Annotated in this window: 11 protein-coding genes and 2 tRNA genes; 9 read left to right on the plus strand and 4 right to left on the minus strand. The window is 60.3% G+C overall.

Annotated features, from left to right (window positions below; all coding sequences use genetic code 11):
- Positions 1–113: 113 nt before the first annotated feature.
- The 5 genes from ACVWXZ_RS03065 (at position 114) to ACVWXZ_RS03085 (ending at position 9819) form a co-directional block, all read left to right on the plus strand.
- On the plus strand, positions 114–1637 hold the full coding sequence (locus ACVWXZ_RS03065; protein ID WP_457402535.1) for an ABC transporter ATP-binding protein: 1524 nt from the start codon (positions 114–116) through the stop codon (positions 1635–1637).
- Between the two features lie 131 nt (positions 1638–1768).
- Positions 1769–6424: an NINE protein gene (locus ACVWXZ_RS03070; RefSeq protein ID WP_457482136.1), complete on the plus strand. Its 4656-nt coding sequence runs from the start codon at positions 1769–1771 to the stop codon at positions 6422–6424.
- A 90-nt stretch (positions 6425–6514) separates the two neighbouring features.
- Positions 6515–7825 carry a rod shape-determining protein RodA gene (rodA, locus tag ACVWXZ_RS03075; protein ID WP_414419476.1) on the plus strand — a complete coding sequence of 437 codons (1311 nt, stop codon included), beginning with the start codon at positions 6515–6517 and terminating at the stop codon, positions 7823–7825.
- A 120-nt stretch (positions 7826–7945) separates the two neighbouring features.
- Positions 7946–9151 (plus strand): cysteine desulfurase family protein, encoded by a 1206-nt coding sequence (locus ACVWXZ_RS03080; RefSeq protein ID WP_457482137.1) that lies wholly within the window; start codon positions 7946–7948, stop codon positions 9149–9151.
- A 59-nt stretch (positions 9152–9210) separates the two neighbouring features.
- Positions 9211–9819, plus strand: coding sequence for a CPP1-like family protein (locus tag ACVWXZ_RS03085; protein WP_041436527.1), 609 nt, complete (start codon positions 9211–9213; stop codon positions 9817–9819).
- 38 nt (positions 9820–9857) lie between these two features.
- Here ACVWXZ_RS03085 and ACVWXZ_RS03090 read toward each other — a convergent pair whose 3' ends face one another.
- From ACVWXZ_RS03090 to lysA, 3 genes are all read right to left on the minus strand, one after another.
- Complete coding sequence (locus ACVWXZ_RS03090) at positions 9858–10604, minus strand: isoprenyl transferase (protein ID WP_011433250.1); 747 nt, start codon at positions 10602–10604, stop codon at positions 9858–9860.
- Positions 10605–10610: 6 nt separating this feature from the next.
- The gene (gene cdaA, locus ACVWXZ_RS03095) at positions 10611–11534 is read right to left on the minus strand and encodes a diadenylate cyclase CdaA (RefSeq protein ID WP_414328940.1); all 924 of its coding nucleotides are present in this window, start codon (positions 11532–11534) and stop codon (positions 10611–10613) included.
- A gap of 218 nt (positions 11535–11752) precedes the next feature.
- The gene (lysA, locus tag ACVWXZ_RS03100) at positions 11753–13132 is read right to left on the minus strand and encodes a diaminopimelate decarboxylase (protein ID WP_414412578.1); all 1380 of its coding nucleotides are present in this window, start codon (positions 13130–13132) and stop codon (positions 11753–11755) included.
- 221 nt (positions 13133–13353) lie between these two features.
- Between lysA and ACVWXZ_RS03105 the strand changes: the two genes are divergently transcribed.
- Both ACVWXZ_RS03105 and ACVWXZ_RS03110 read left to right on the plus strand, forming a co-directional pair.
- Positions 13354–13439, plus strand: a tRNA-Tyr gene (locus tag ACVWXZ_RS03105).
- An 8-nt stretch (positions 13440–13447) separates the two neighbouring features.
- A tRNA-Thr gene (locus tag ACVWXZ_RS03110) sits at positions 13448–13519 on the plus strand.
- Positions 13520–13531: 12 nt separating this feature from the next.
- On the opposite strand, the gene ACVWXZ_RS03115 is transcribed toward ACVWXZ_RS03110, so the two are convergent.
- The gene (locus ACVWXZ_RS03115; RefSeq protein WP_457482138.1) at positions 13532–14725 is read right to left on the minus strand and encodes an RNA-guided endonuclease InsQ/TnpB family protein; all 1194 of its coding nucleotides are present in this window, start codon (positions 14723–14725) and stop codon (positions 13532–13534) included.
- 201 nt (positions 14726–14926) lie between these two features.
- On the opposite strand from ACVWXZ_RS03115, the gene ACVWXZ_RS03120 reads away from it, so the two are divergent.
- Together ACVWXZ_RS03120 and ACVWXZ_RS03125 are read left to right on the plus strand one after the other, a co-directional pair.
- Positions 14927–17716, plus strand: coding sequence for a cation-translocating P-type ATPase (locus ACVWXZ_RS03120; RefSeq protein WP_457402545.1), 2790 nt, complete (start codon positions 14927–14929; stop codon positions 17714–17716).
- Positions 17717–17957: 241 nt separating this feature from the next.
- A complete protein-coding gene (locus ACVWXZ_RS03125) occupies positions 17958–22286 on the plus strand; it encodes a PAS domain S-box protein (protein ID WP_457482139.1) in 4329 nt (1442 codons plus the stop codon).
- Positions 22287–22315: the final 29 nt, after the last annotated feature.

The raw sequence follows: 22315 nt of genomic DNA on the forward strand, positions 1-22315 counted from the left end.
CGTAGCCAACGCCTAACGGCGAGCTGCCGCTATCGTAGCACTGGCGCTTGCAACCTCAGCAAGTGTATTCTTCCGGATTTTGAGTTTGGGGGGAGCAAGTTACCATAGTCAAGATGAAGGTCGAGCTGCTGCACATCCACAAGCGTTTTGGGGCGGTACAGGCGAACCGCGATGTGTCCTTGCGGGTGGAGGCGGGCACAATCCACGGCCTGCTTGGGGAGAATGGGGCCGGCAAAAGTACCTTAGTTAAGATCCTGAGCGGCTTTCTGCGCTGCGATCAGGGGGAGATTTGGATCGATGGGCAACCGGTTCGCATCGACAGCCCTGCAGCAGCCATTCGCCTGGGCATTGGCATGTTGCACCAGGATCCCTTGGATTTTCCTTCTCTGACGGTACTAGAAAACTTTATTGCCGGGCAACGAGGGCGCTTGGGCTTGGGGCTGCGGGAAAGCCGAAGACGTCTCGAGAAAGCCTGTGAAGAGTTTGGTTTTAATCTCAACCCCGATGGAGCCATCGGCAGTTTGACGGTGGGGGAACGGCAACAACTGGAAATGCTGCGGTTGCTTTCCCTGGGGATCAACACCTTGATTTTGGATGAGCCAACGACGGGCATTTCTGCAGCGCAAAAAGATCTTCTGTTCGCGGCTCTGAGAAGGTTGGCGGAGCAGGGCAAATCGGTGATCTTCGTCTCCCACAAGCTGGCCGATGTGGAGTGCCTTTGCGATCGGGTGACGGTGATGCGGCAGGGGGAGGTGGTGGGGGAGCTGCCTGTTAGAGGTGAGGACATTGCCCTGCTGGAACAGCGGTTGATCGATTGGATGTTCGGGCGGGAGTTGGCACCCCCGGCTCGGCCCCATTCTCCGCAAAGGAGGGCGGATCCCCTGTTGGAGTTGCGCTCTCTGGTGGTGCGGCATGAGCCGTTTGCCTTGGCTTTGCCAGATCTGGCGGTGCAGCCGGGGGAAGTGATTGGGTTGGCCGGTTTGGAAGGCAGTGGGCAACGCTCTTTCCTGCTCACCTGTGCAGGGTTGTTGCCGCCCAGGCGTGGCCGGATTCTGTTGGGGGGGCAGGAGATGACAGGCCGTCCTTACGGCGACTATCTGCGCTGTGGGGTGGGGTTTTCTCCGGCGGATCGGCTGCGGGAAGGGCTGATCCCCGGCTTAACCTTGCAGGAGCATTTTGCCCTCCAGCAGCAGGATCCCTGGATCAACTGGGCTCTGGCCCGTCAGCAGACCCAAGCGGCCATCGAACACTTCAGCATTCGGGGTCACCCCTACAGCCGGGTGGAGCAACTCTCGGGGGGCAACCAACAGCGCAGTCAGTTGGCTCTCTTGCCCACACCCCTGAGTCTTTTGCTGATGGAGCACCCAACGCGAGGGTTGGACATCGAGTCGGCGCTGTGGGTCTGGGGGCAATTGCTGGAACGCACCCAAGCGGGTACGGCTATTCTTTTTGCCTCGGCGGATTTGGACGAGATCCTGCAGTACAGCGACCGGGTGATGGTGTTCAGCGGCGGACAGGTCTCGGAACCCATTCCGGCGGCGGAGCTCACCGTTTCGCGGCTGGGGCAGATGATGACACTTCCCGTCTTGCGCAGCACTCACAGCAGCGAGATCCCAGGGATCCCGACTGAGGTTTAGAGGGCTGGTCGCATCAGCAGGAACTGACACTCTGCCGCAGCAGGAGAAGGATTTGAGAACAGCATGGCAACCGGACAGAGCAAGGCTTAGAGTAGCAGTAGCCCCAAGCCTTTTGCTCAAGGAATCTGGCCATGGGATCCCAGGATCGCGCTCCGCCCTCAGGAACAGAGGAGCCGCAATCTGACCGTTCGCGCTCCTCGGACGACGTCCTTTTGCAGCTCACTGTTCGGGGATCCCGGCAGCAAGTCTTGCAGGGTTTGCGGGCCTGGCTGGAGCTGAGCTTGCTGACTCCAGAGCACTTTCGCTTGCTGGTGGAGCAGTATCGGCTAGAGGGGGAGGAACCAAGGTCAGCGGCAGTTTCCCCCAGCGACGAGATCCCGGCTCGTCTTGGCTCGGCCTACGTGCTCTGGATTTTGGGTTTGTTTGGCATCTGTGGCCTGCACCGTTTTTATCTGGGCCGCTGGCGGACGGGTTTGCTCTGGCTGTTGACCTTTGGGCTGCTGGGGATCGGTCAGCTCCTGGATTTGATTTGGATCCCGGGGATGGTGCGAGAAAGAAATGCTCGCCTGGCTGGATCTGGAGTTGAGGCGGGAGAAGAGCCCCAAGCTGCCCCTCAATCCACTCGCGCTACTCGGACGGAGTCCTTGCCCCCCCCTACCCCGGCGCTGGCTGTTTTGCTGCGGAACTTGCTGTCAGAGCTGAGCGTGGCTTGGCTGTTGCTGCTGGGCCTGTTTTTGGTGGTGGTGTCCTCGGGGGTGCTGGCGGCCAGCCACTGGGAGCAATTTTCTCCAACTGCTCAGTATGGGGTGCTCTTGGCCTATACGGCGGCTTTTGGGGTAGGTGCTGGATGGATCCAACGGCAGGAAGGGCTGCGTCTAACCGGTCAAACCTTGGAGGCTATTGCCCTGCTGCTGGTGCCGGTGAACGTGTGGGCCCTGGATGGGCTGGGGATCCCTTGGGGGATCCGCATCCTGGCGCTGGGCTTGCTGCTGGGGATCCCGTTGACGGCTGAGGGTCGGGTGCGCTCGCTGGGTTCAGGTGCCGGCTTTCGCGACAGCGGTGTGGAGCCCAATGCCTTTTACGGAACCTTGGTGAACTTTTTGGCCCTCTCTGGCTTGCACGCTTTCTGGAGCTTGGGGCCGCAGGAGCTTCGCCCTGCTTTTGTCCTGGGGATCCTGTATCTGGGGATCCTCAGCACCGTGATTTACACCTGGAGCCGCCGGTCTCGGGAATTACGGGGCTCCAAGATCTGGCTAATCGGGGCTGCCGGATCCCTGTTAATCCTACGGGGGCTGCTGTCTGGGCATGTCCAAGTGCCGCAGTTGGGGTTGGCGGTGGCCCTGTTGGGTTGGCTAGCAGCGGAATGGCCCCAGGGATCCCCGCACATCGTAGCAGAAGGCGCTCAGGAGGGGACGCTCTCCCGCTGGTGGGAGGGGAGCTGGGTGCTGTTGGTGGTGGGCTGGCTGCTGGCTGCCATTGGCTTGGCGGAGAGCCCTTTCAGCGGCTGGCAGTTGCTGGGGATTAGCCTGCTGGGGATCCATGTCTTAATCGGGCGCTTGCGCCGACACACCCAGTCGCCCCAGCGGGACGAAGTCCTTAGGGTGCATTTGACGTTGCTGTTCTTGCTGGGCCTGGAAACTTGCTGGGCTTTTTGGCAGGTGTGGCCAGCAAGCTGGCGGCAAGAGGTTGTAGCTACAGTAACCAACTGGTTTCAGCCCCTTGATTCCCCTTGGGGCTTGCTGGGGTTGGCGCTGCTGCCCTACGAGGTGCTGTGGCTGGGGTTGGCGGCCCGCTGGCAGAGGAGCGGTCCAGAAGCCGGTGAGACAGGCTTTTCTGGGCTGGTGGAACCAACAGAGCGCTTGGTTTTGGGGCTAGGGGGATCCCTGCTGCTCTTGAGCCTTCCCTATCCGGCCATTCGCTTTTGGCACTTGCTTTTGAGCGCCGGGATCCTGGCCTGGTGGCTACAACAAAAGTCCAGATCAGGAGAAACTTCCAACTTTCTTTGGGTACTCCTGACCCACGCCTACGGAGTGGGGGCACTGCTAGCCGGGATCCGCTGGCTTTTGCCCGACTTGTTCGCGCCAGCGGTGCGGAGCACTAGCCTGTCCAGTTGGGGAGTGGTTCTGCTGCTGGTGGGCCTATTGCAATGGGCAGGGCGGGTGGCTCTGGGTGGGTCAGAGCGCTTTTTTTGGGGAGTGCCTGCGGAGCTGTGGCAGCGAAGTGCAGATGGCATAGGGCTGGTGCTGGTGGGATCCAGCTACTTGGCGTTTTTGCTGCAACGGTTCCTTGATTCGTCTGCGACGGGTGAACAATCCATGGGCTGGCTGTGGCTGCTGGTGCCTCTTGCTTTAACGGCAGCTCAGGTATTGGCCCTGCCCCCCCTGGAGTTCATGCCCCGCTGGCTGCAGAGCCCAGAGCAAGGGGGATTGGGATCCCTTTCCTGGCAGCAGGGGATCCCGGAGCGCGGGTCTTTGCGTTTCCCGGCAGTTCTCTCCCTTTTGCTGGCCCAGTTACTCACCTTTGGAAGGCCGGGGGTTGAGTTTCTGGGTCTGGGCTTGGGGTTGCTGCTGATGGCCACTCAGGTGTGGGTGTGGGCCTCTTTCCCCTCCGCCGACCATGAGCTCCACACCGCCAACGCAGTTGTTCCAGCAGAGGTGCTGTTGACAGTGACGTTTGGCTGGGGGTTCGGTCTGGTGGGAATCCATCGGCTGTTCCCCGCTTTAACGGAGTCAGAATGGCTGACGGCCTTGGGGGTGCTGCTGTTGTTCGCGACAGCGGTGCGGAGCACTAGCGGCTGTCGCTACAGCCTAGGGACTCCGTTCCACTACCTCTCTCCCCGCCTTCGGGCAGCTTACCGACCGGTGCTGGATGGCTTTGGCTTTCTGCTGGGGATCGTACTTTTACTTTCCCTAACGTTGCAGACATTGCAGCCAGAAGCAGGTCGCATCGGTGGTGGAAAGTACCTGGATTCCCCAGTGGCTCTGACCCTGGCCTCTGGGACTGTCCTGGTGGCCATTGTTTTGCGGCTTTGGGTGGAAGTGGCTCCCGCTTTTTATCGCGACGGCGGTGTCCATCCTGCTGGCTTGGAGAGCGAAAGCCCGTCTCCTTCCAGGGCGGAGGATGTCTCAACTGGCGGCAGCGGTCAGGAGGCTTCGTCGGCCATCTCATGGTCTGTAATGGAGAGGCTGTCCTATGGGCTGATCTGGGCTTTGGAGCTGTTGGTGGCCAGCAGCCTCTTGTGGGTGGTACAGGGATCCCGTCCTGTTGCCCCTCTGCTTGCCGTCATCAATCTGAGCCTGGGGATCCTCTTTTGGATTGGGCCGGAAAAACTCTTGCTTGAGGGGGCCGCTCGCGCTGGCGGGACAAAGTCTTTGGGGGGGCAGCTCCTGCAACAGGTCAGGGCCCTGAGCTTCTGGCGGACGGGGCCTTTGATCTATGCAGGGTTGGGCTGGCTGGGATCCCATGCCCAGTGGAGTGAGGTAACGGGCTTGGGCAGCTTAGGTCTCTCCATCGTGCTGCTGGGCCTGGGGCGTCGACAGGCGGTCCAACGGGCGCAAGAGCAAGGCCGGGAAGACCTCCGTCCTGCCAACTGGAAAGGGCTCCTGGGCGCTTGGGGCGTGTCTGTGGCCGCCTACGAGAGCTGGGTTTACTTCCTCAGCCAGCGAACTGGGGGATCCCTGGCAAATGGGTTGGTGTTGATCGCTCTGTTAGGGCTGAGCTTGGCCTGGGGCTACGGCTTTTGTCCCCCTTGGCTGGCGGCGACCCTGCAGCTTAAAAGAGCTGGGTTGCGCTGGATGGCCTTGGCCAACTGGGCTCTGGCCAGCCTTGTCCTCTGGTCTGCCCTTTTCGATCCTCGCCTCAGCCGTTGGGGACAGCTCCTCTGGGTGCTGACGGGATCCGGCCTGGTGGCCTATGCCGCCGGACAGGGGAGAACCTCAACTCTAGAATCTCCAACAGAGCGAAATTGGGCGCCAACGGTCTGGGGTTACCTCAGCGCATGGCAGGGGGCTGGGGTTCTGCTGGGCGGTGTGTTCCTGGGGCTGCCGCAGCTATCCATAGCGCGGTGGGCCGGATCCCTGCTCTGTGGGCTGGGGCTGGTTTACCATGGCTTGCCCTGGCGAGGGTGGGGCTGGCCGTCGGATCCCTGGCAGAATACAGCCTTGGTGCTGCCCCTGGCCGCTTTTCTGGTAACCGCGGGAGGAAATAACACCCTTAATCTGCTGCTGGGGGCAACCTACTATGCCCTGCTGGCTATCTGGAGATCCCAAGTGCGCCTGGGCTATGTCAGCCTGTTCTTGAGCAACTGGATCCTGTGGAGTTACGGCTGGCATCAGGATTGGGCTTCCCTGACGTTCTATGCCCTGCCCCTGGTGGGATCCCTGCTCTATGTGGCTCAGGTGGATCCGGGATTACAGGAAGCCAGCGGGCGACAGGGGCGACATTGGCTGCGGCTGGTTTCCTTGGGCACATGGCTGCTGGTGGTGCTGGTGGAAACTCACGGGCAACGGTGGACGGGCTTTTGGCCGGTAGGGTTGGGTTTGGCCTTGGGTCTGCTGGGCTTGGCCTTGCGGGTAAGAGCCTATCTCTTCGTGGGCACGCTGGCTTTTGGGCTGGGGATCCTGCGGCAGGGATGGCTGTTGGTAACAACTGATGCGCTGCTGCTCTGGGCCACTGGGATCCTGCTGGGCCTGCTCCTCATTTGGACGGCAGCCAATCTTGAAGGGCGTCGAGAAGAGGTGGGATCCCGCCTCTCCGCTTGGCTAGGGCAACTGCAGAGCTGGGAATAGCTCCCCCCGTGGGAGAGGGGTCGAGAGTGAGCCAGTGGGGCAAGGGGCATGTCAAACTGGTGCTGGCCTTGCTTTGGAGGATGGGGTCTATTGCTGGGCAACGTTGACCCAAAGGTGTCTTCTCAGCCTAGGTGGAAAAAGCTTCTGCGGCAGATCTTGGCTCCTTGGCGCGAGTTCGATGGCATGTTGCTGGCCACGGTGCTGGCCTTGACAGGCATCGGCATTCTTGCCATCCGCAGCGCAGTCTGGGAGCGTCCCATCAGCCACTATTGGCTGCAGCAGTTGATCATGGCCGGGATCAGCCTGGTGTTTTTGGGAATGGTAGCCCGGATCCCGTATGAGCGGCTTTTGCGCTGGCACTGGTTCACCTACTTCCTGACCTTGGCAGGTTTAATTGCAGTGCTCTTTTTCGGCACGGCGGGGGGAGGGGCGGAGCGCTGGCTCTCCATCGCTGGCTTTCAGGTGCAGCCTTCTGAGTTTGCCAAGCTGGGGGTAATTGTTACCCTGGCTGCTCTCCTGCACCACTGGCCGATCAAGTACTTCAGCCAGATTTGGGTGGCCGTTGCCGTCATTGCTCCTCCCTGGATCTTGATTTTCCTGCAGCCCAACCTGGGCACTGCCCTGGTGTTTGTGGTGATTGTCCTGGTCATGCTCTACTGGGCCGGAGCCAAGGGCAGTTGGATCCTCTTGCTCCTGTCGCCGGGGGTGGGAGCCATTCTCTATGGCTTACACACTCGCCCAGAGCTGAGCTGGATGCTTTGGGTTTGGCTGCTCTGGTGTCTGGGAATGGCGGGGTTGGCTGCTTGGCGTCTCCCCTGGCAGTGGACGGGGGCCGTAACTTTTGGGGTAATCAACCTGCTCTCGGGGCAGTTGGGTCAGCTAGCTTGGCACCTTCTCAAGCCCTATCAGCGGCGGCGGCTGGAGATTTTTATCGATCCCATGCAAGAGCCCTGGGGAGCCGGCTATCACCTCATTCAATCCCGCATTGCCATCGGAGCCGGCGGCCTCTGGGGCCGCGGTATCCAGCAGGGCACCCAAACCCAGCTGGACTTCATCCCCGAACAGCACACGGATTTTATTTTCTCGGCCATTGGGGAAGAGATGGGTTTTATCGGCACCCTGACGGTGCTGATCCTGTTCTGGATCCTGTGTGCGCGGCTGATCTGGATTGCCCAAGGGGCCAAGGACAATTTTGGATCCCTGATTGCCATTGGGGTGCTGGCGATGATCCTCTTTCAGGCGGTGGTGAACATCAGCATGACCATCGGCCTGGCCCCCATTACCGGCTTGCCTTTGCCTTTTCTAAGTTATGGCCGCTCGGCTCTGCTGACCAATTTTCTGGCCATTGGCTTGGTGGAGTCGGTGGTGATGCACCGCCAGCGTACTAGTCTTTTCAAGTAGGCAGGCTCAATTTGCCTCCAGCGGGTTTGGCCTCAACAAGGGGAAGCTGCTGCCAGCGTTGGGCAACACTGGCCAAGGATCTTAAGATAGGAACACGGAGCCCCGGCTGGTCGAGCTGGCATGTTGCGTTTGGATCCTGCCCTCTACTTTGACCACAGCGCCACCACTCCGCCTCGGCCTGAGGTGATCGAGGCCATGCAGATGGCGATGCAGGAAAGCTGGGGCAACCCCTCCAGCTTGCACGGGTGGGGAGAACGGGCCGCCATGGCCATGGAGCGGGCGCGGCAGCAGGTGGCCGAGCTGCTTAACTGTGAGCCGGAGGCGCTGCTGTTTACCTCAGGCGGGACGGAGTCCAACAACTTGGCCCTGTTTGGGGTGGCCCAGCGCTACTCTACTCCCCAACATCTCATCATCTCCAGCGTCGAGCACGCCTCGGTGGAGAATGCTGCCCGCCAGTTGCAGTCCCAAGGCTGGCAGGTCACCCGTCTGCTGGTGAACGCCGCCGGCCAGGTGGATCCCCAGACTTTGATCCAGGCGCTGCAACCCAATACCGTTTTGGTCTCCATCGTCCACGGCCAAAATGAGGTGGGATCCCTGCAGCCCATTGCAGAGCTGGGTCAGATCTGTCGCCAGGCGGGGGTGCTCTTCCACACCGACGCTGTGCAGACGGTGGGGCGGATCCCGCTGGATCTGACACAACTGCCGGTGGATCTGCTCTCCCTTTCCGGGCATAAACTCTACGGGCCCCAGGGGGTGGGGGCGCTGTACGTGCGCCCAGGGGTGGAGCTGCGACCGCTGCTGCGGGGGGGCGGGCAAGAACGGCGGCTGCGGGCTGGCACCCAAGGGATCCCGGGCATTGTCGGCTTGGGAGTGGCGGCAGCTTTGGCGGCCCAAGAGCTATCTCAAGAAACGGCCCGCCTGCGGCAATTGCAACGGCATTTGGCCCAGTTGCTAGCGGAGGTGCCCGGTTTGCGGCTGACCGGCCCTGTGGATTTGGAGCAGCGTCTGCCCCACCACCTCAGCTACTGCACCGCAGGGATCCCGGGGAATGTGCTGGTCAGGGCTCTGAGCCGCCAGGGGATCGCCATTAGCGCCGGCTCCGCCTGTAGCAGCGGCCAACTGATCCCCAGCCGCATCCTCTTGGCCATGGGCTATTCGGAAGCCGAGGCACTGGGATCCATTCGCCTTAGCCTTGGCAAAGCCACCACCTACGCTGCGGTCGAGTATGTAGCCCGATGTCTGCAGGCAGTAATTGCCTCGACCTCCGAATCCGGATCCCTGGAGGATGGGGCAACTCAATCCCCGTTGTCGGTTCCTGTCGCGTAGCCGGATCGAAGGTCGGGCAGGCTGGGTTAAGGTGATAAAGAGTTACAGGGCTGGTCGCTATGGCTGAGATGAGTCCGTATCAGGTGTTGGGAATTAGCGAAGAAGCCTCTTTTGAAGAGATTCAATCGGCGCGGGCTCGGCTCCTGGCCAGCTTGGGCGCCGATGAACAGCAGCAAGAGCGGGTGGAGCAAGCCTACGATGCCATCCTGATGCAGCGCCTGCGCCTGCGCAAAGAGGGCAAAATCGCCGTTCCCGATCGCATTCGCTACGCCGAACAACGGGCTGCCCATCCTGAGCCGGAGCTGAGTTTGCCCCGCCCTGCTGCCCAAAATCCCCCCTGGGTCAGCCGCTGGTTGGATACCCCCTCTACCGCCGATGCCCTCTGGCCTGCGGCGCTGCTGGGTGGGCTGGGGGGTTGGGTTATCCTGGCTCCCGATGAGTACCCCTCGCTGCAACTGGCCTTGGGGCTGATGGCTTGTATCTATTTCCTGTACCGCAAAGAGCGCCGCTTCATTCGCGCTTTTCTCTTGGCCCTGGCGGGCCTGAGCCTGGGGCTGATGTTGGCCTACGGCATTGCCCTTCCTCTCACCGGTGGCGATGCTCCTGGTGCGCTGTTGGTGGGGATCACGTTTACGGTGATGTGGTTGGTGACCAGCTTTCTGCGCTAGCTGCCGGTTGGCAACGGATATCCAACCAGGGATCATCCTCACCTGCCAAACCGCCGCTGCCGCGACTGATAGCTAAGCAAGGCTTGGTGAAAAGCGGCTCGGTCGAAATCCGGCCAGAGGATGGGGGTGAAATACTGCTCGGTGTAGGCCATCTGCCAGAGCAGGAAGTTGCTGATGCGCATCTCGCCGCTGGTACGGATCAGCAGATCAGGATCCGATAAGCCGGTGGTGTAGAGAAATTGGGAAAAGAGGGCCTCGTCAATCTGATCCGGCTGCAGCAGCCCCTGCTGCACCAAGGTGGCAATGGAGCGGCAGGCTTGTAGGATCTCCTGTCGTCCCCCGTAGTTGAGGGCCACCGTCAGGCAAATGCCCTTGTTGTGCTGGGTGCAGGCCACCGCATGCACGATGGTTTCCTGCAGAGAGTGGGGCAGAGCCGACAACTGGCCGGCAAACTGGATGCGCACCCCCTGCTGCACCATTTCCCCCAATTCCTGCCACAGCACCTGCTCGAACAACGTCATGAGGAAATCCACCTCCTCGCGGGCCCGGCCCCAGTTCTCGGTGGAGAAGGCGTAGGCGGTAAGGGCTGGGATCCCCCAGTCATCACAACAGCGCAGCAGCTCCTTCAGGGCCGCTACCCCTCGCTGATGCCCAACACTGCGGGGTAAGCCCCGTTTTTGCGCCCAACGCCCGTTGCCATCCATCACCACCGCCACATGGCGGGGCAACAACTGCGGATCTAGGTCGGCAGGCAACTGCAGAAGATGGGCAGGAGAAAGGGTCATGGAGATTCAGTCTTCGGGGAGGGTTTTCTCAGGTTTGCGAAAGAGTTTAGTCAGATCGGCAAGGGATCCCCACCAGCGCAGCGGCCCATTGCGAAACCAGGGGTGGGCCCACAATCCCTTTAGCGGAGCATCTCGTTTTTTGGCATCGCGGGGATTGCGCAACCGCTGTACCAGCAGTTCGTGTAACTTGGCACTGGTCAGAGGCCGCTCGATGCGCCCACCCTCCGCCAGGGAAATGGATCCCGTTTCTTCTGAGACCACAATACACAAGCAATTGGTCTGCTCTGTGATCCCCATCGCAGCGCGGTGCCGTGTGCCCAGCTGTCGGGAGGCGGCCCGCTCCGAAACCGGCAGGATGACCCCCGCTGCGCGAATGCGATTCCGATGGATGACCACAGCCCCATCATGCAACAAAGTTGAAGTCTGGAAAATGGTCTGCAAGATCTCCCGCGACACCCGCGCCTGGAGAGGTACTCCTTTGTCGGTAAATACCCGCGAGTCAATTGGCTGCTCCGGCTCGATCACAATCAGCGCTCCTGTGCGGTTTTGGGAAAGTTCTCGCACTGCTTGCACCAGTTCTTCCACCAAATCTTCCTCAGGATCCTCCTCGTCATCGCCTGCGTTGCTCGGCCACTCCATGCGGATGGCTCTTGCCAATTGCTCCAGCAGCCGGCGAAACTCCGGTTGAAAGAGCACGCCCATGGCTACAGCTGCGCCCAGGAGCAGGCGATCCAAGATCAGGTGAACCAAGGGGAGAGAGGCTGTGGCCAGGTACAGCACCAGCAGCACTATAAATCCCCTCACCAGCACCCCAGCACGACTTTCGCGGGTGTAGTAGAGAGCCAAAGCCAACAGAAAGACAGCCAGAGCCCAGTCCAAGAGGCTGAGAAAGTTAAACTGCTGTAGCCAAGCCCATAAGGCCGCCAGCATGGCGAAAAACCCCGTTCACGCTCCCCTCATTGCGGACCTTCTGCCTGGTGCCGTTCTGCACCTCAGAACCCCTGTTGGACTGCGGCCCCCAGACCAGCCTACCACTCACCTCCTGGCTGTCTTCCAGTCTTTCTCGCATGAGGTGCGTTGGCTGCGGTCGGCGCTGCCAGGAAAGGCTGTGCCTCTACTGACCAGATGGGTATGGGCAAACTTCCCCTTCAACGCAGCAACCGCTCCGGCAGAACATCCTGACGGATTAAGTCGGCATAAGTTTCTCGCCGCACAATCAACTGGGCCTCTCCCTCGTTGACCAGCACCGCGGCTGGCCGAGGGAAGCGATTGTAATTGGAAGCCATGCTGTAGTTGTAGGCCCCCGTCGCCAAAACCACCAACACTTCTCCTGCCATTGGGGCGGGCAGAAGCACATCCTTCAACAGCACATCCCCCGACTCGCAGTGCTTGCCGGCCACCGTTACCCGCTGCGTGGCCTCTGCCTCTGGTCGGTTGGCCAGAAGGGCGGTATAGCGGGCTTGATAGGTGATCGGGCGCGGGTTGTCGGACATACCACCGTCGATGGTGATGTAGGTGCGTCCCTGGGGCAGGTCATCGCTGGGAGGGATCCGCTTTTGCCCTCCCAGGGTGTAGGCGGTCACGGCAGCCGGCCCAATCACAGATCGTCCAGGCTCGCAGAGCACCTTGGGCAAAGGGATCCCGGACTGGGCAAAGGCTTGTTGCACCGCCGTTGCCACAGTTTCCACCCACTCCGGGATGGAGGGGGGATCATCGGATTCGACATAGCGGATCCCCAGGCCCCCACCCACATTCAGCTCTTGTAGGGGCAACCCTCTGCCCAGCCCTTGCCGCCAGATCTGGGCCAGCACCCCCGCCAGGTCGCGGTGGCCCTGTAGATCAAAAATCTGTGACCCAATGTGGGCATGGAGCCCAACGCACTGCAGTTGGGGATGGGCTGCCAAAAAGTCAAACACCTCCGGCAGTTGCCATTGGCCAATGCCGAATTTGCTGTCGGTTTGTCCGGTGCGGATGTACTCGTGGGTGTGGACGTCAATACCAGGGTTAACCCGCAGGAGCAGCCGCGCTGGCCGTGCGGGCGTGGTCAGGGCCGACACCTGCTGCAGTTCGTACAGGCTATCGACCACCAAAGTACAGCCCGTCTCCAGGGCCAAGTTCAGCTCGTCGAGAGACTTGGCGTTGCCGTGCAGATAGAGATCTTCACCTTTGGCCCCCGCCTGCAGGGCTGTGTACAGCTCCCCGCCGGAAGCCACATCCAACCCCAGCCCTTCTTGCAGCGCCAATGCACAGATGGCCAGGCAGTTCCAGGCTTTCGTGGCGTACAAAACCCGGGATCCCCCGGCGTAGCAGCGGGCCCAGGTGTCGCGGTAAAGCTGGCAGGCGCGGCGCAGCGTCCATTCGTCCAGGATGTAGAGAGGGGATCCAAACTGGCGCACCAGCTCCACCACGTCGCACCCCCCAATTTCCAAGTGCCCCCGGCTGTTGATACGGCTGGTCAAGGGGCGCAAAGACTGGTTGGGGGAAAGGGTCTGCTCTGGATGGGTGGGAGTGCCGAGGGTCGAAATCATGGTCAGGAGTCAGAAAACTGTCTTAAACGATATCAAGTTCCTTATTCAGTTTGTCTTGAAAAGTGCCCAGCCCTAACCCGATCCCTTTATACCCAGCTCTGGGGCTGCCTCGTTCCGCTTCGACTCTGACTCTTCGGTTTTGAGATGGCTGACAATTGGCACAGTGGGAGTGTGTCTGACTTACGCAACACCTTCTGCTATGATGAAAGACCGGTGTCAACGGGTCGATGCCCGAGGGGTTAAAGGGGGCGGACTGTAAATCCGCTGGCTTACGCCTACGTTGGTTCGAATCCAACTCGGCCCACCATCGGCTTTGCCCACGTGGCTCAGTGGTAGAGCACCCCCTTGGTAAGGGGGAGGTCACGAGTTCGATCCTCGTCGTGGGCTTGGCGCTGTAAACTACCCGACCCTGACTGCTTCGCAGTACAGGGCGGGCTTTTGGTAGCCCTGCAGTTGGCAAGCCAACCACGAACCTCCAGGCTGGTTTACGGCAGCCCCCAAAAGCGCAATCACCTTCGCACCGTTAAAATCCGCATCCCCTTCCCAACCGCAGTGCCCGCATTTGAACTGCTTACCCTTGCGATAGGATTGAGCGGAGTCGGGATGAATATGCAGGCACTTGTGGCAGATCTGCGAGGTATAGGCCGCAGGGACAGCTACCACTTTGACACCCGCCCTCACAGCCTTGTATTCGATAAACCGCCGCAGCTGGTAGAACGCCCAGCTATTGCTACGCCGCCGCTCCTCACGACTGCGGGGGTGTTGATTGGTGCGTTCTCGAATGCCGCTTAAGTCCTCAATCCCAATGCAGGCAGAAAGAGATTGAGCTGCTTTAACGATGCGCTTAGCGATACTGTGGTTCACCCAAGCTTGAAAGCGTCTCTCTTTGCCAGACAGCCGTTGCAGCAGTTGACGGCATCGCCGCCTGCAACTGCGGGTGCCCTTACTGGCCTTGCGCTGAAGAGACGCTCTTAACCGACAGTAGTGATCTCGGACTTTGTTCAGCTGCTGTCCATTCCAGTTGTCTCCTTCGGAGGTATGTGTAATGTCTCGCCGTCCCAGGTCAACACCAATCACCTTGTCGGTGTTCTGTTGCTTGGGGGGCTCTGCCTCGACACAAATCTGGATGGAGTAGGAGCCGTCCTTCCGCCGGACTAGGGTGGCCGATTTGGGGTTAGAGCCAGCCAGCATTCCCCTCTGGTAGTTGCCAATGGCTAGCTCAAAGCGTTCTCTTCCATCAACCGTGGCAAGCGACACTGTCCAGTCTTTCTCGCGAAACGAGAAGATACGTGCATCGTAGGTAACGAACCTACGCTTGAACTCTTTAACTGGACGGTTGCGCTGTCTCGCCACTTTGCGAGCGCCTGCCACCCGTCTGCAGACCTGCTGGGCCAGATTACTGGACAAGCCAAACCGAGCGCGAATCTGGTAATAGCAAAGGGATTGGAGTTTGACTGCGTTGACTACTTTTTCTGGTGTGTTTTGGTTGACCCAGTTCAACGCCTGCACAAAGGCATCCATTGTCGCGTCCAATTTGGCGGCTTGCGACTGGGACACCTTGAGTTTGCAAGCTACAGTCAGGACTTGGGTCATGGTTCTATCATAACTTCCGCATTCTTCCCGACACTGACCCTACGGGTACAGTGCGGGGCTCCTGCGATTTCTAGCTGAAGATGATCCCAGCCGCTGGCGCCAGAAGAGCTATGGCCCGAACAACTGGGGAGATGACAAGAATCCTCCCCCTCGAGGGCGGGGAGTATGTCAAAATGCGGCAAGAACCCTCGAGTGGTCGCGATGATCCCACCGGATGGATCCCCCCTTGCTTCTGTTCCTGCCTGGCATAGCCTCACCCTCGCCGCTGCCATCCAGAAGTTGCAGACCGATCCCGATCGTGGCCTCACCACTCAGCAGGTGATCCAGAGGCAGCGGCAATATGGCCCCAATGAGCTGATCACCACTTCTGGCCGTAGCTCCTGGCAAGTCCTGCTGGATCAATTCCGCAACATCATGCTGCTGATGCTGATCGCCGTAGCGGCGATCTCAGCCACTTTGGACTTGCAAGAAGGCGAGTTTCCCAAAGATGCCCTGGCCATTTTGTTGATCGTTGGCCTTAACGGTGGCCTGGGCTATTTGCAAGAAAGTCGGGCGGAAAAAGCGCTGGCGGCCCTGAAAAAACTGGCCTCCCCTACTGTGCGGGTGGAGCGGGATGGCCTGTGGCAAGAAGTTCCAGCCAGCCAACTGGTGCCGGGGGATCGCGTGCTGCTGGAAGCCGGGGTACAGATCCCAGCCGATGGGCGCTTGGCCGAGGCCGTGAACCTGCAGGTGCGGGAAGCAGCTTTGACCGGAGAAGCCACCCCTGTAACCAAACAGGCAGATTGCGTACTCCCGCCGGACATCGAGCTGGGGGAACGGCGCAACATGGCCTTCATGGGCACCGAAGTGATTCAGGGGCGAGGGATCCTCTTGGTTACTGCCACCGGCATGAACACGGAGCTGGGCAAGGTGGCGAAGCTGCTGCAAACGGTGGAAAACGAGCCCACTCCCCTGCAGCGGCGCATGAGCCAACTGGGCAATGTGCTGGTGTCGGGATCCCTGGCTTTGGTGGCCTTGGTGGTGGGGATAGGGTTGCTGCAAGCCGGGAGTATGGCCCCCTTTACCTCGCTTCTGGAAACTTCCTTGAGCATGGCCGTGGCCGTGGTACCAGAGGGGCTGCCCGCGGTTATCACTGTCACCCTGGCCATTGGCACCCAACGCATGGTGCGCCGCCACGCCCTCATCCGCCGCCTGCCGGCAGTAGAGACCCTGGGATCCGTCACCACCATCTGCTCCGACAAAACCGGCACCCTCACGGAAAACAAAATGGTGGTAACCGACATCGTTACCCCCGACCGCCATTACCACGTCAGCGGCACCGGTTACATTCCCAAGGGATCCTTCTACTGCGGCGGCCAGCCCGTAGATCCCGGGAGCGCCCCGGATCTGCAGGCCATCTTGCGGGCCGTGGTGTTCTGCAACGATGCCCTGTTGCAGGCCAGTCTCCAACCTGTTGCCGGGCGTAACCCTCGGTCTGCAGTTTCTTCTCCCCCTTCAACGCCCACCTGGTCCATCCTGGGGGATCCCACCGAGGCCGCCCTGCTGGTGGCAGCCGCCAAGGCCAACCTCCACAAAGGCTCTTTACAGGAGCGCTACCCACGGGTGCAGGAGCTCCCCTTCAGCTCAGAACGCAAGCGCATGAGCGTGGTGATCCAAGAAAACGGCGGCTACTGCGTCTACACCAAGGGATCCCCAGAGCTGGTGCTGGAGCGGTGTGATCGCATCCAGAAAGGGGGCACTTGGCAGGAACTGTCGGAAACCGATCGCCAAGCCATCCTCGGCACCAATAACCGCCTGGCCGCCCAAGGTATCCGGGTTCTGGGGGTAGCCACCCAGAGGCTAGAGCGGATCCCGGACAACGGGGAAGAGGTGGAGCACAACCTGGTTTGGCTGGGCCTGATGGGGATGCACGATGCTCCGCGACCAGAGGCACGAGAGGCCGTGGCCCGCTGCCGAGAAGCTGGGATCCGCACGTTGATGATTACCGGCGACCACCAACTGACAGCTGTTGCCATTGCCCGCCAGCTGGGCATTCTCGAGTCGGAGGATCAGGCGATTGACGGGCGTACCCTCTCCCGCTTGAGTTTCGAGGAGCTGCTGCAAACGGTACAAACCGTCAGGGTCTATGCCCGCGTCGCCCCCGAACACAAGCTGCGCATTGTGCAAGCCCTGCAAAAGCAAAACGAGTTTGTGGCCATGACCGGGGATGGGGTCAACGACGCCCCTGCCCTGCGCCAAGCGGATATTGGCATCGCCATGGGCATCACGGGCACCGATGTGAGCAAAGAGGCCAGCGACATGGTGCTGCTGGACGACAACTTCGCCACCATCGTGGCAGCCATTGAAGAAGGGCGAGTGGTTTACAGCAACATCCGCCGCTTTGTGAAGTACATTTTGGGCAGCAACATCGGCGAAGTGCTGACGGTGGCTGCTGCCCCCATCCTGGGCTTGGGGGATGTGCCGCTGACGCCCCTACAGATCTTGTGGATGAACTTGGTGACCGATGGCCTGCCCGCTCTGGCCTTGGCTTTGGAACCGGCGGAGCCAGGGGTGATGCAGCGCCCCCCCTTCAACCCCAAAGAGAGCATCTTCGCCCAGGGGCTGGGAGCCTACATGGTGCGCATCGGCGTGGTTTTTGCCATCTCCACAATCCTCATGATGGTCATTGTGGAAGCCTACATCCCCCACTGGCGCACGATGGTCCTCACCACCCTGTGTATCGCCCAGATGGGCCATGCGCTGGCCGTGCGCTCCAACGAGAAGCTCACCATCGAGACCAACCCTTTTTCCAACCCCTACCTGCTGGGCGCGGTCCTGACCACTCTGCTCTTGCAATTGGCTCTGCTCTATGTGCCTTTCTTGCGCAGCTTCTTTGGCACAGAGGAGCTAACCCGCACTGAACTTTTGATCTGCTTGGGCTCTAGCACCGTGGTTATGGTCTGGGTGGAGTTGGAAAAACTCTATTGCCGCTGGCGCAAGGGATCCCGCTGAATCTTCACAATTATTTTTCACAATAAAGCATCTTCACAATAAAGAGTCTCTCTCCCTACTGCACCCAGAAACAAAGCTTTGAGCCAAGACTCATTTCCCCAAAAAGCCACTCTTGAGGAATCCTGCCCATTGCATAGAGGCCATTTCCGCAAGTTAGCTGAGCTTCCCCTTTTGATCTCCAAGATAAGCTGGAAAGACTTGCTGGGATACTGTGGAAAGGGGGCAGGAATCTCTGGGTTCTATGCACAGAGAGCTATGGGCGGTAGGGAAAACGGTGGGCCTGGTGGATCCCTCTGGCCTTGCCTTTTGGCTGCTGGGATCCCTCTTCTTGGCTCTCCTGCTGCTTGGCGTCAGCCTGGGGGAAAGTCAGCCGCTTTCTGTCTTCAGAGGGATCCTGGGATCCCTTTCTCGAAGATTTCCCTTCCAACCTCCTAGAGGCACCCCCAGCCCAGAGGCTCGTTTTCGGGCAGCCTTGGAAGCCAGCTTGGATGCTATTTACCTGCTGGAGGCGGTGCGGGATCCCGTTACCCGCGAGATCCGCGACTTTGTCTTTGTGGATGTCAACGCCAAGGGGGAAGAGCTCATTTCCCTCCAGCGCCGGCAGATCATCGGCCAGCGGCTGTGCGAGCTGCTGCCCATCAACCGCTGGGGGGGCTTTTTTGAGAAATACAAGCGAGTGGTGGAAACCGGCATTCCTCTGGAAGAGGAGTTCCCCATTTCGGGGCAGCCGGGCTTGAAGGCCAGTTGGATCCATCACCAAGTGGTGCCGGTGGGCGATGGGATCCTCATCACCAGCCGCGACATCAGCGAGCGGGTCAAGATGGAGCGGGCTCTACAGGAAAGCGAGTCTCGCTACCGCGCCCTCTACGAGGCCATTCCCGACTTGATTTTTGAGCTCAGCGCCGAGGGAGTCATTCTTCATTGCAAGCCTTCCCCTTACGTTCCCACCCGACATCCGCCTGAGTTTTACGTGGGTTGCCGCGCCCAAGACGTGTTTACTGGCTCGCTGAAAGAGCAGTATCCATCTCTGGCGGAGGGGGCCTTGGTCAGCCAGACGCCGCAGTACCTAGAGTACGAAGTTGAGATTGAGCCGGGGATCCGCTGCTATCGGAGAGCCTGCGTTGTCGCTCACGGGAGAGACAAAGTTTACATCCTGGTGCGAGATATCACCGAGCGGAAACAGGCGGAGTTGGCCCTTAGAGAAATGGAAGCCACCCAGCGGGCCATTCTCCAAGCCATCCCCGACCTCATCCTTCGCCTGAATAGCCAGGGCATCTGCCTGAGCTCTATTCCCGGAGGCGATGTCCATCTTTACTGCCCAGCAGAGCGCCACTTAGGTCGATCCCTCCAGGAGATTCTGCCGCCAGCGCTGGCCGAGCAGCGGCTTTTCTATGTTCAGCAAGCCCTGGCCACCCAAACCCAACAGCGCTACGAGTACAGCATTGAAGTTCAAGGGGAGGTACGCTACGAAGAGGCCCGCATTGTCCCTCTCAACAGCCAGGAAGTCCTGGTGATCGTGCGGGATATTACAGAAGCCAAGCAGGCGGAGCTGGCCTTGAAAGCCGCTGAACAGCTGCAGCGAGCCATTCTAGAAGCCATTCCTGACTTGATCTTCCGCCTTGATAGCCAGGGCATTTGCTTGAGCTTTATCTCGGGGGGCGAGGTTCTTCTCTATGGCTCACCCGACACCTACGTGGGCCGATCCCTGCAGGAGCTTTTGCCACCGGAGTTGGCCGAGCGGCGGCTTTTCTTTATTCGGCAGGCCCTGAGCACCCAGACGCGGCAGCGCTACGACCAAAGCATCGAGATTGAAGGGGAGACCCGCCACGAAGAGGTGCGCATTGTGCCCCTCAACCCCCAAGAGGTGGTGGTGATCGTCCGCGATGTAACCGACAGGGTGCGATCCCAGCAGGCCGTCCAGGAAAGCGAGCAGAAGTTCCGGGCGCTGTTTGAGAATGCCGCTGTGGCCATCCTCATCCGCCATGCCGAGACCGGCGAGATCCTGGAGGCCAACTCCCAAGCCATTTCGGCCTATGGCTTCTCCAGTTTGGAGGAGCTGCGAGCCTTCGACGCTTCCGAGCAGTCTCCCTATCGCCAGGCTCTTCGGGGCGGGGAGTTCTCGCTGCAGTTCTACTTGGAGCAGGCCCGCCAGCAGGGATCCGCCCGCTTTGAGTGGCAATGGCAGCGGCAGGATGGCCGAGTTGTCTGGGAAGACGTGTTTGTGCAGCCCCTTGTCTTGCGCGGGATCCCGTGTTGGGTGTTTACCGCGGTGGACATCACTGCCCGCAAGTCGGCAGAAGCGGAGCTGGAGCAGTTTTTCTCGGTAGCTCTGGATTTGCTCTGCATTGCCGATGCCCAAGGGTACTTTCGCCGTCTTAACCGAGCCTGGGAGACTACGCTGGGCTATTCTCTGCAGGAGCTGCAGAGCCGACCCTTTTTGGAGTGGGTTCACCCGGACGACCTCCCCGCCACGCAGGCGGCCATGCAGCAGCTTATCGAAGAGAAACGGCTGGATCACTTTGTCAACCGCTACCGCACCCAGGACGGCAGCTATCGTTTCATCGAGTGGCGAGCCTCTTTGGCCGGATCCCTGTTCTACGCCGCCGGACGGGATATCACCCTAGCCAAGCTGGCAGAAGAGCAGATGAAAGCAGCCAAGGAAGCTGCCGAAGCCGCCAGCCGGGCCAAGAGCGAGTTCCTGGCCACCATCAGCCACGAGATCCGCACCCCCATCAACGCCATTTTGGGGATGACCAGTCTACTCCTGGACACCTCCTTGGATCCGCAGCAGCAGGATTGGGTACAGACCATCCGCTATGGAGGCGAGGTGCTGCTGAACCTAATCAACGACATCCTCGATTTCTCCAAGATCGAGTCCCAGAAGCTGGAACTGGAGGAAATACCCTTTTCCTTGCTGCAGTTGGTGGAGGAGCTGCTGGATCTGATGGCAGCCCAAGCCCAGAGCAAGGAGCTGGAGCTGATGGCCTGGGTGGATCCCAGCCTGCCGCCAACCTTGATAGGGGATCCCAACCGGCTGCGCCAAATCCTGGCCAATCTGCTCAGCAACGCCATCAAGTTCACCCCCCAGGGAGAGGTGGTGGTGACCGTCGAGGCCGGGGAGAGGGATCCTGAAAAGCAATGGGTCAACGTTCAGGTGCGGGATACAGGCATTGGCATTCCCCCCGAAAAATTGGATCGCCTCTTCAAGCCCTTCAGCCAGGTGGATAGCTCCATCAGCCGCCAGTTTGGGGGCACCGGCCTGGGCTTGGCCATCAGCCAGCGTCTCTGCCAGCTCATGGGGGGAGCAATCGGGGTGGAAAGTCAGCCGGGCCAGGGATCCACTTTTCGCTTTCGCATCCCCCTAAAGAGGCCAGACCAGGAGCTGTTGCCAACCGCCGCACCGGATCCCAGCTTGGCCGGTAAGCAGATCTTGCTGGTGGAAGACAACGCCAGTCAACGGCAGTTGCTATCCCGACTGCTGAGCGCTTGGGGCATGGAGGTAACCTGTTGTGCCTTGGCGGCAGAAGCCCAGGCTGCAGTTAGAACTCGTCCTTTTGACCTGGCCCTTCTGGATGCCACCCTGCCAGACCGGGATGGCTTGACCCTGGCGGCTGACCTGCAGACAGCGCAACCCCGCCTGTTACCGCTAGTGCTGACGGGGCGCAACTTCATCTCCACAGCAGACCCTCTCCCCACTTTGGCCAAGCCGGTCAAAGCCTCCCAACTGCGGAAGCTGCTGCTGGGGCTTGTGGGAGAAAAAGCTCCTTCCTCCTTATCTTCCTCTCCCGCCGCTCCTCCCTCCATTTGGGACGCGACCCTGGCCAGCCGCTACCCGCTTCAGATCCTGGTGGCAGAGGATAACCCGGTTAACCAGAAGGTGATTCGCCTCATGCTGGAGCGATTGGGCTACCGGCCCGACATAGTCGGCAACGGTCTGGAAGCCGTCCAAGCTCTGCGCCTGCGACCCTACGATCTGGTGTTGATGGACATGCAAATGCCGGAGCTGGATGGTCTTGCGGCCACCCGTCGCATCCGCGCTGAACTGCCTCCTGAGCGCCAGCCTCGCATTGTTGTCCTCACGGCCAATGTGTTTTCGGAAGGCCGTGCTGCTGCCCAAGCTGCTGGGGTAGATGGCTATCTAACCAAACCCTTGGAGCCAGCCGCCCTAGTCCGGGTTCTTCAGGGATCCCTTCCCCTTCCCATCCCGGCCAGCCAAGAAGAGGATCCGCCCCTCGACCCCGTTATCCTCGCCCAGGTGCGGGCAGTCTTCAGCTCTCCAGAAGCCTGGCAGGAGATGATCCAAACCTACCGGCAGGACAGCGAAGCTCTATTGGGATCCCTGCGGCAGGCCCTAGAGCAGCGGGATCCCCAAGCCATTGCTCGGTTGGCCCACCGCCTCAAGGGCAGCAGCAGCACCCTGGGCGCCAAACGTCTGGCCGAGCTGTGTCAGCAGTTGGAAAAGCTGGTTCATGCCGAGCCAGCCAGTTCTGTAAAATGGGATACTATAGAGCAAGCCGTGCAGCAGCTGGAGGTGGCATATCGGCAAGTTACCCTCAGTCTCTCCTCCTGAGTGCAGAGCCTTTCTCCCTCTCCTCTCAA

Source organism: Thermostichus sp. MS-CIW-38 (assembly GCF_054058415.1).

Bases quoted from the DNA above. Each gene is read 5' to 3' on its own strand.
- ACVWXZ_RS03070 (WP_457482136.1), top strand. From the start codon at position 1,769: ATGGGATCCCAGGATCGCGCTCCGCCCTCAGGAACAGAGGAGCCGCAA.
- cdaA (WP_414328940.1), bottom strand. From the start codon at position 11,534: ATGCTGGCGGCCTTATGGGCTTGGCTACAGCAGTTTAACTTTCTCAGC.
- ACVWXZ_RS03115 (WP_457482138.1), bottom strand. From the start codon at position 14,725: ATGACCCAAGTCCTGACTGTAGCTTGCAAACTCAAGGTGTCCCAGTCG.
- ACVWXZ_RS03065 (WP_457402535.1), top strand. From the start codon at position 114: ATGAAGGTCGAGCTGCTGCACATCCACAAGCGTTTTGGGGCGGTACAG.
- ACVWXZ_RS03090 (WP_011433250.1), bottom strand. From the start codon at position 10,604: ATGACCCTTTCTCCTGCCCATCTTCTGCAGTTGCCTGCCGACCTAGAT.
- ACVWXZ_RS03085 (WP_041436527.1), top strand. From the start codon at position 9,211: ATGGCTGAGATGAGTCCGTATCAGGTGTTGGGAATTAGCGAAGAAGCC.
- ACVWXZ_RS03125 (WP_457482139.1), top strand. From the start codon at position 17,958: ATGCACAGAGAGCTATGGGCGGTAGGGAAAACGGTGGGCCTGGTGGAT.
- lysA (WP_414412578.1), bottom strand. From the start codon at position 13,132: ATGATTTCGACCCTCGGCACTCCCACCCATCCAGAGCAGACCCTTTCC.
- ACVWXZ_RS03080 (WP_457482137.1), top strand. From the start codon at position 7,946: ATGTTGCGTTTGGATCCTGCCCTCTACTTTGACCACAGCGCCACCACT.
- ACVWXZ_RS03120 (WP_457402545.1), top strand. From the start codon at position 14,927: ATGATCCCACCGGATGGATCCCCCCTTGCTTCTGTTCCTGCCTGGCAT.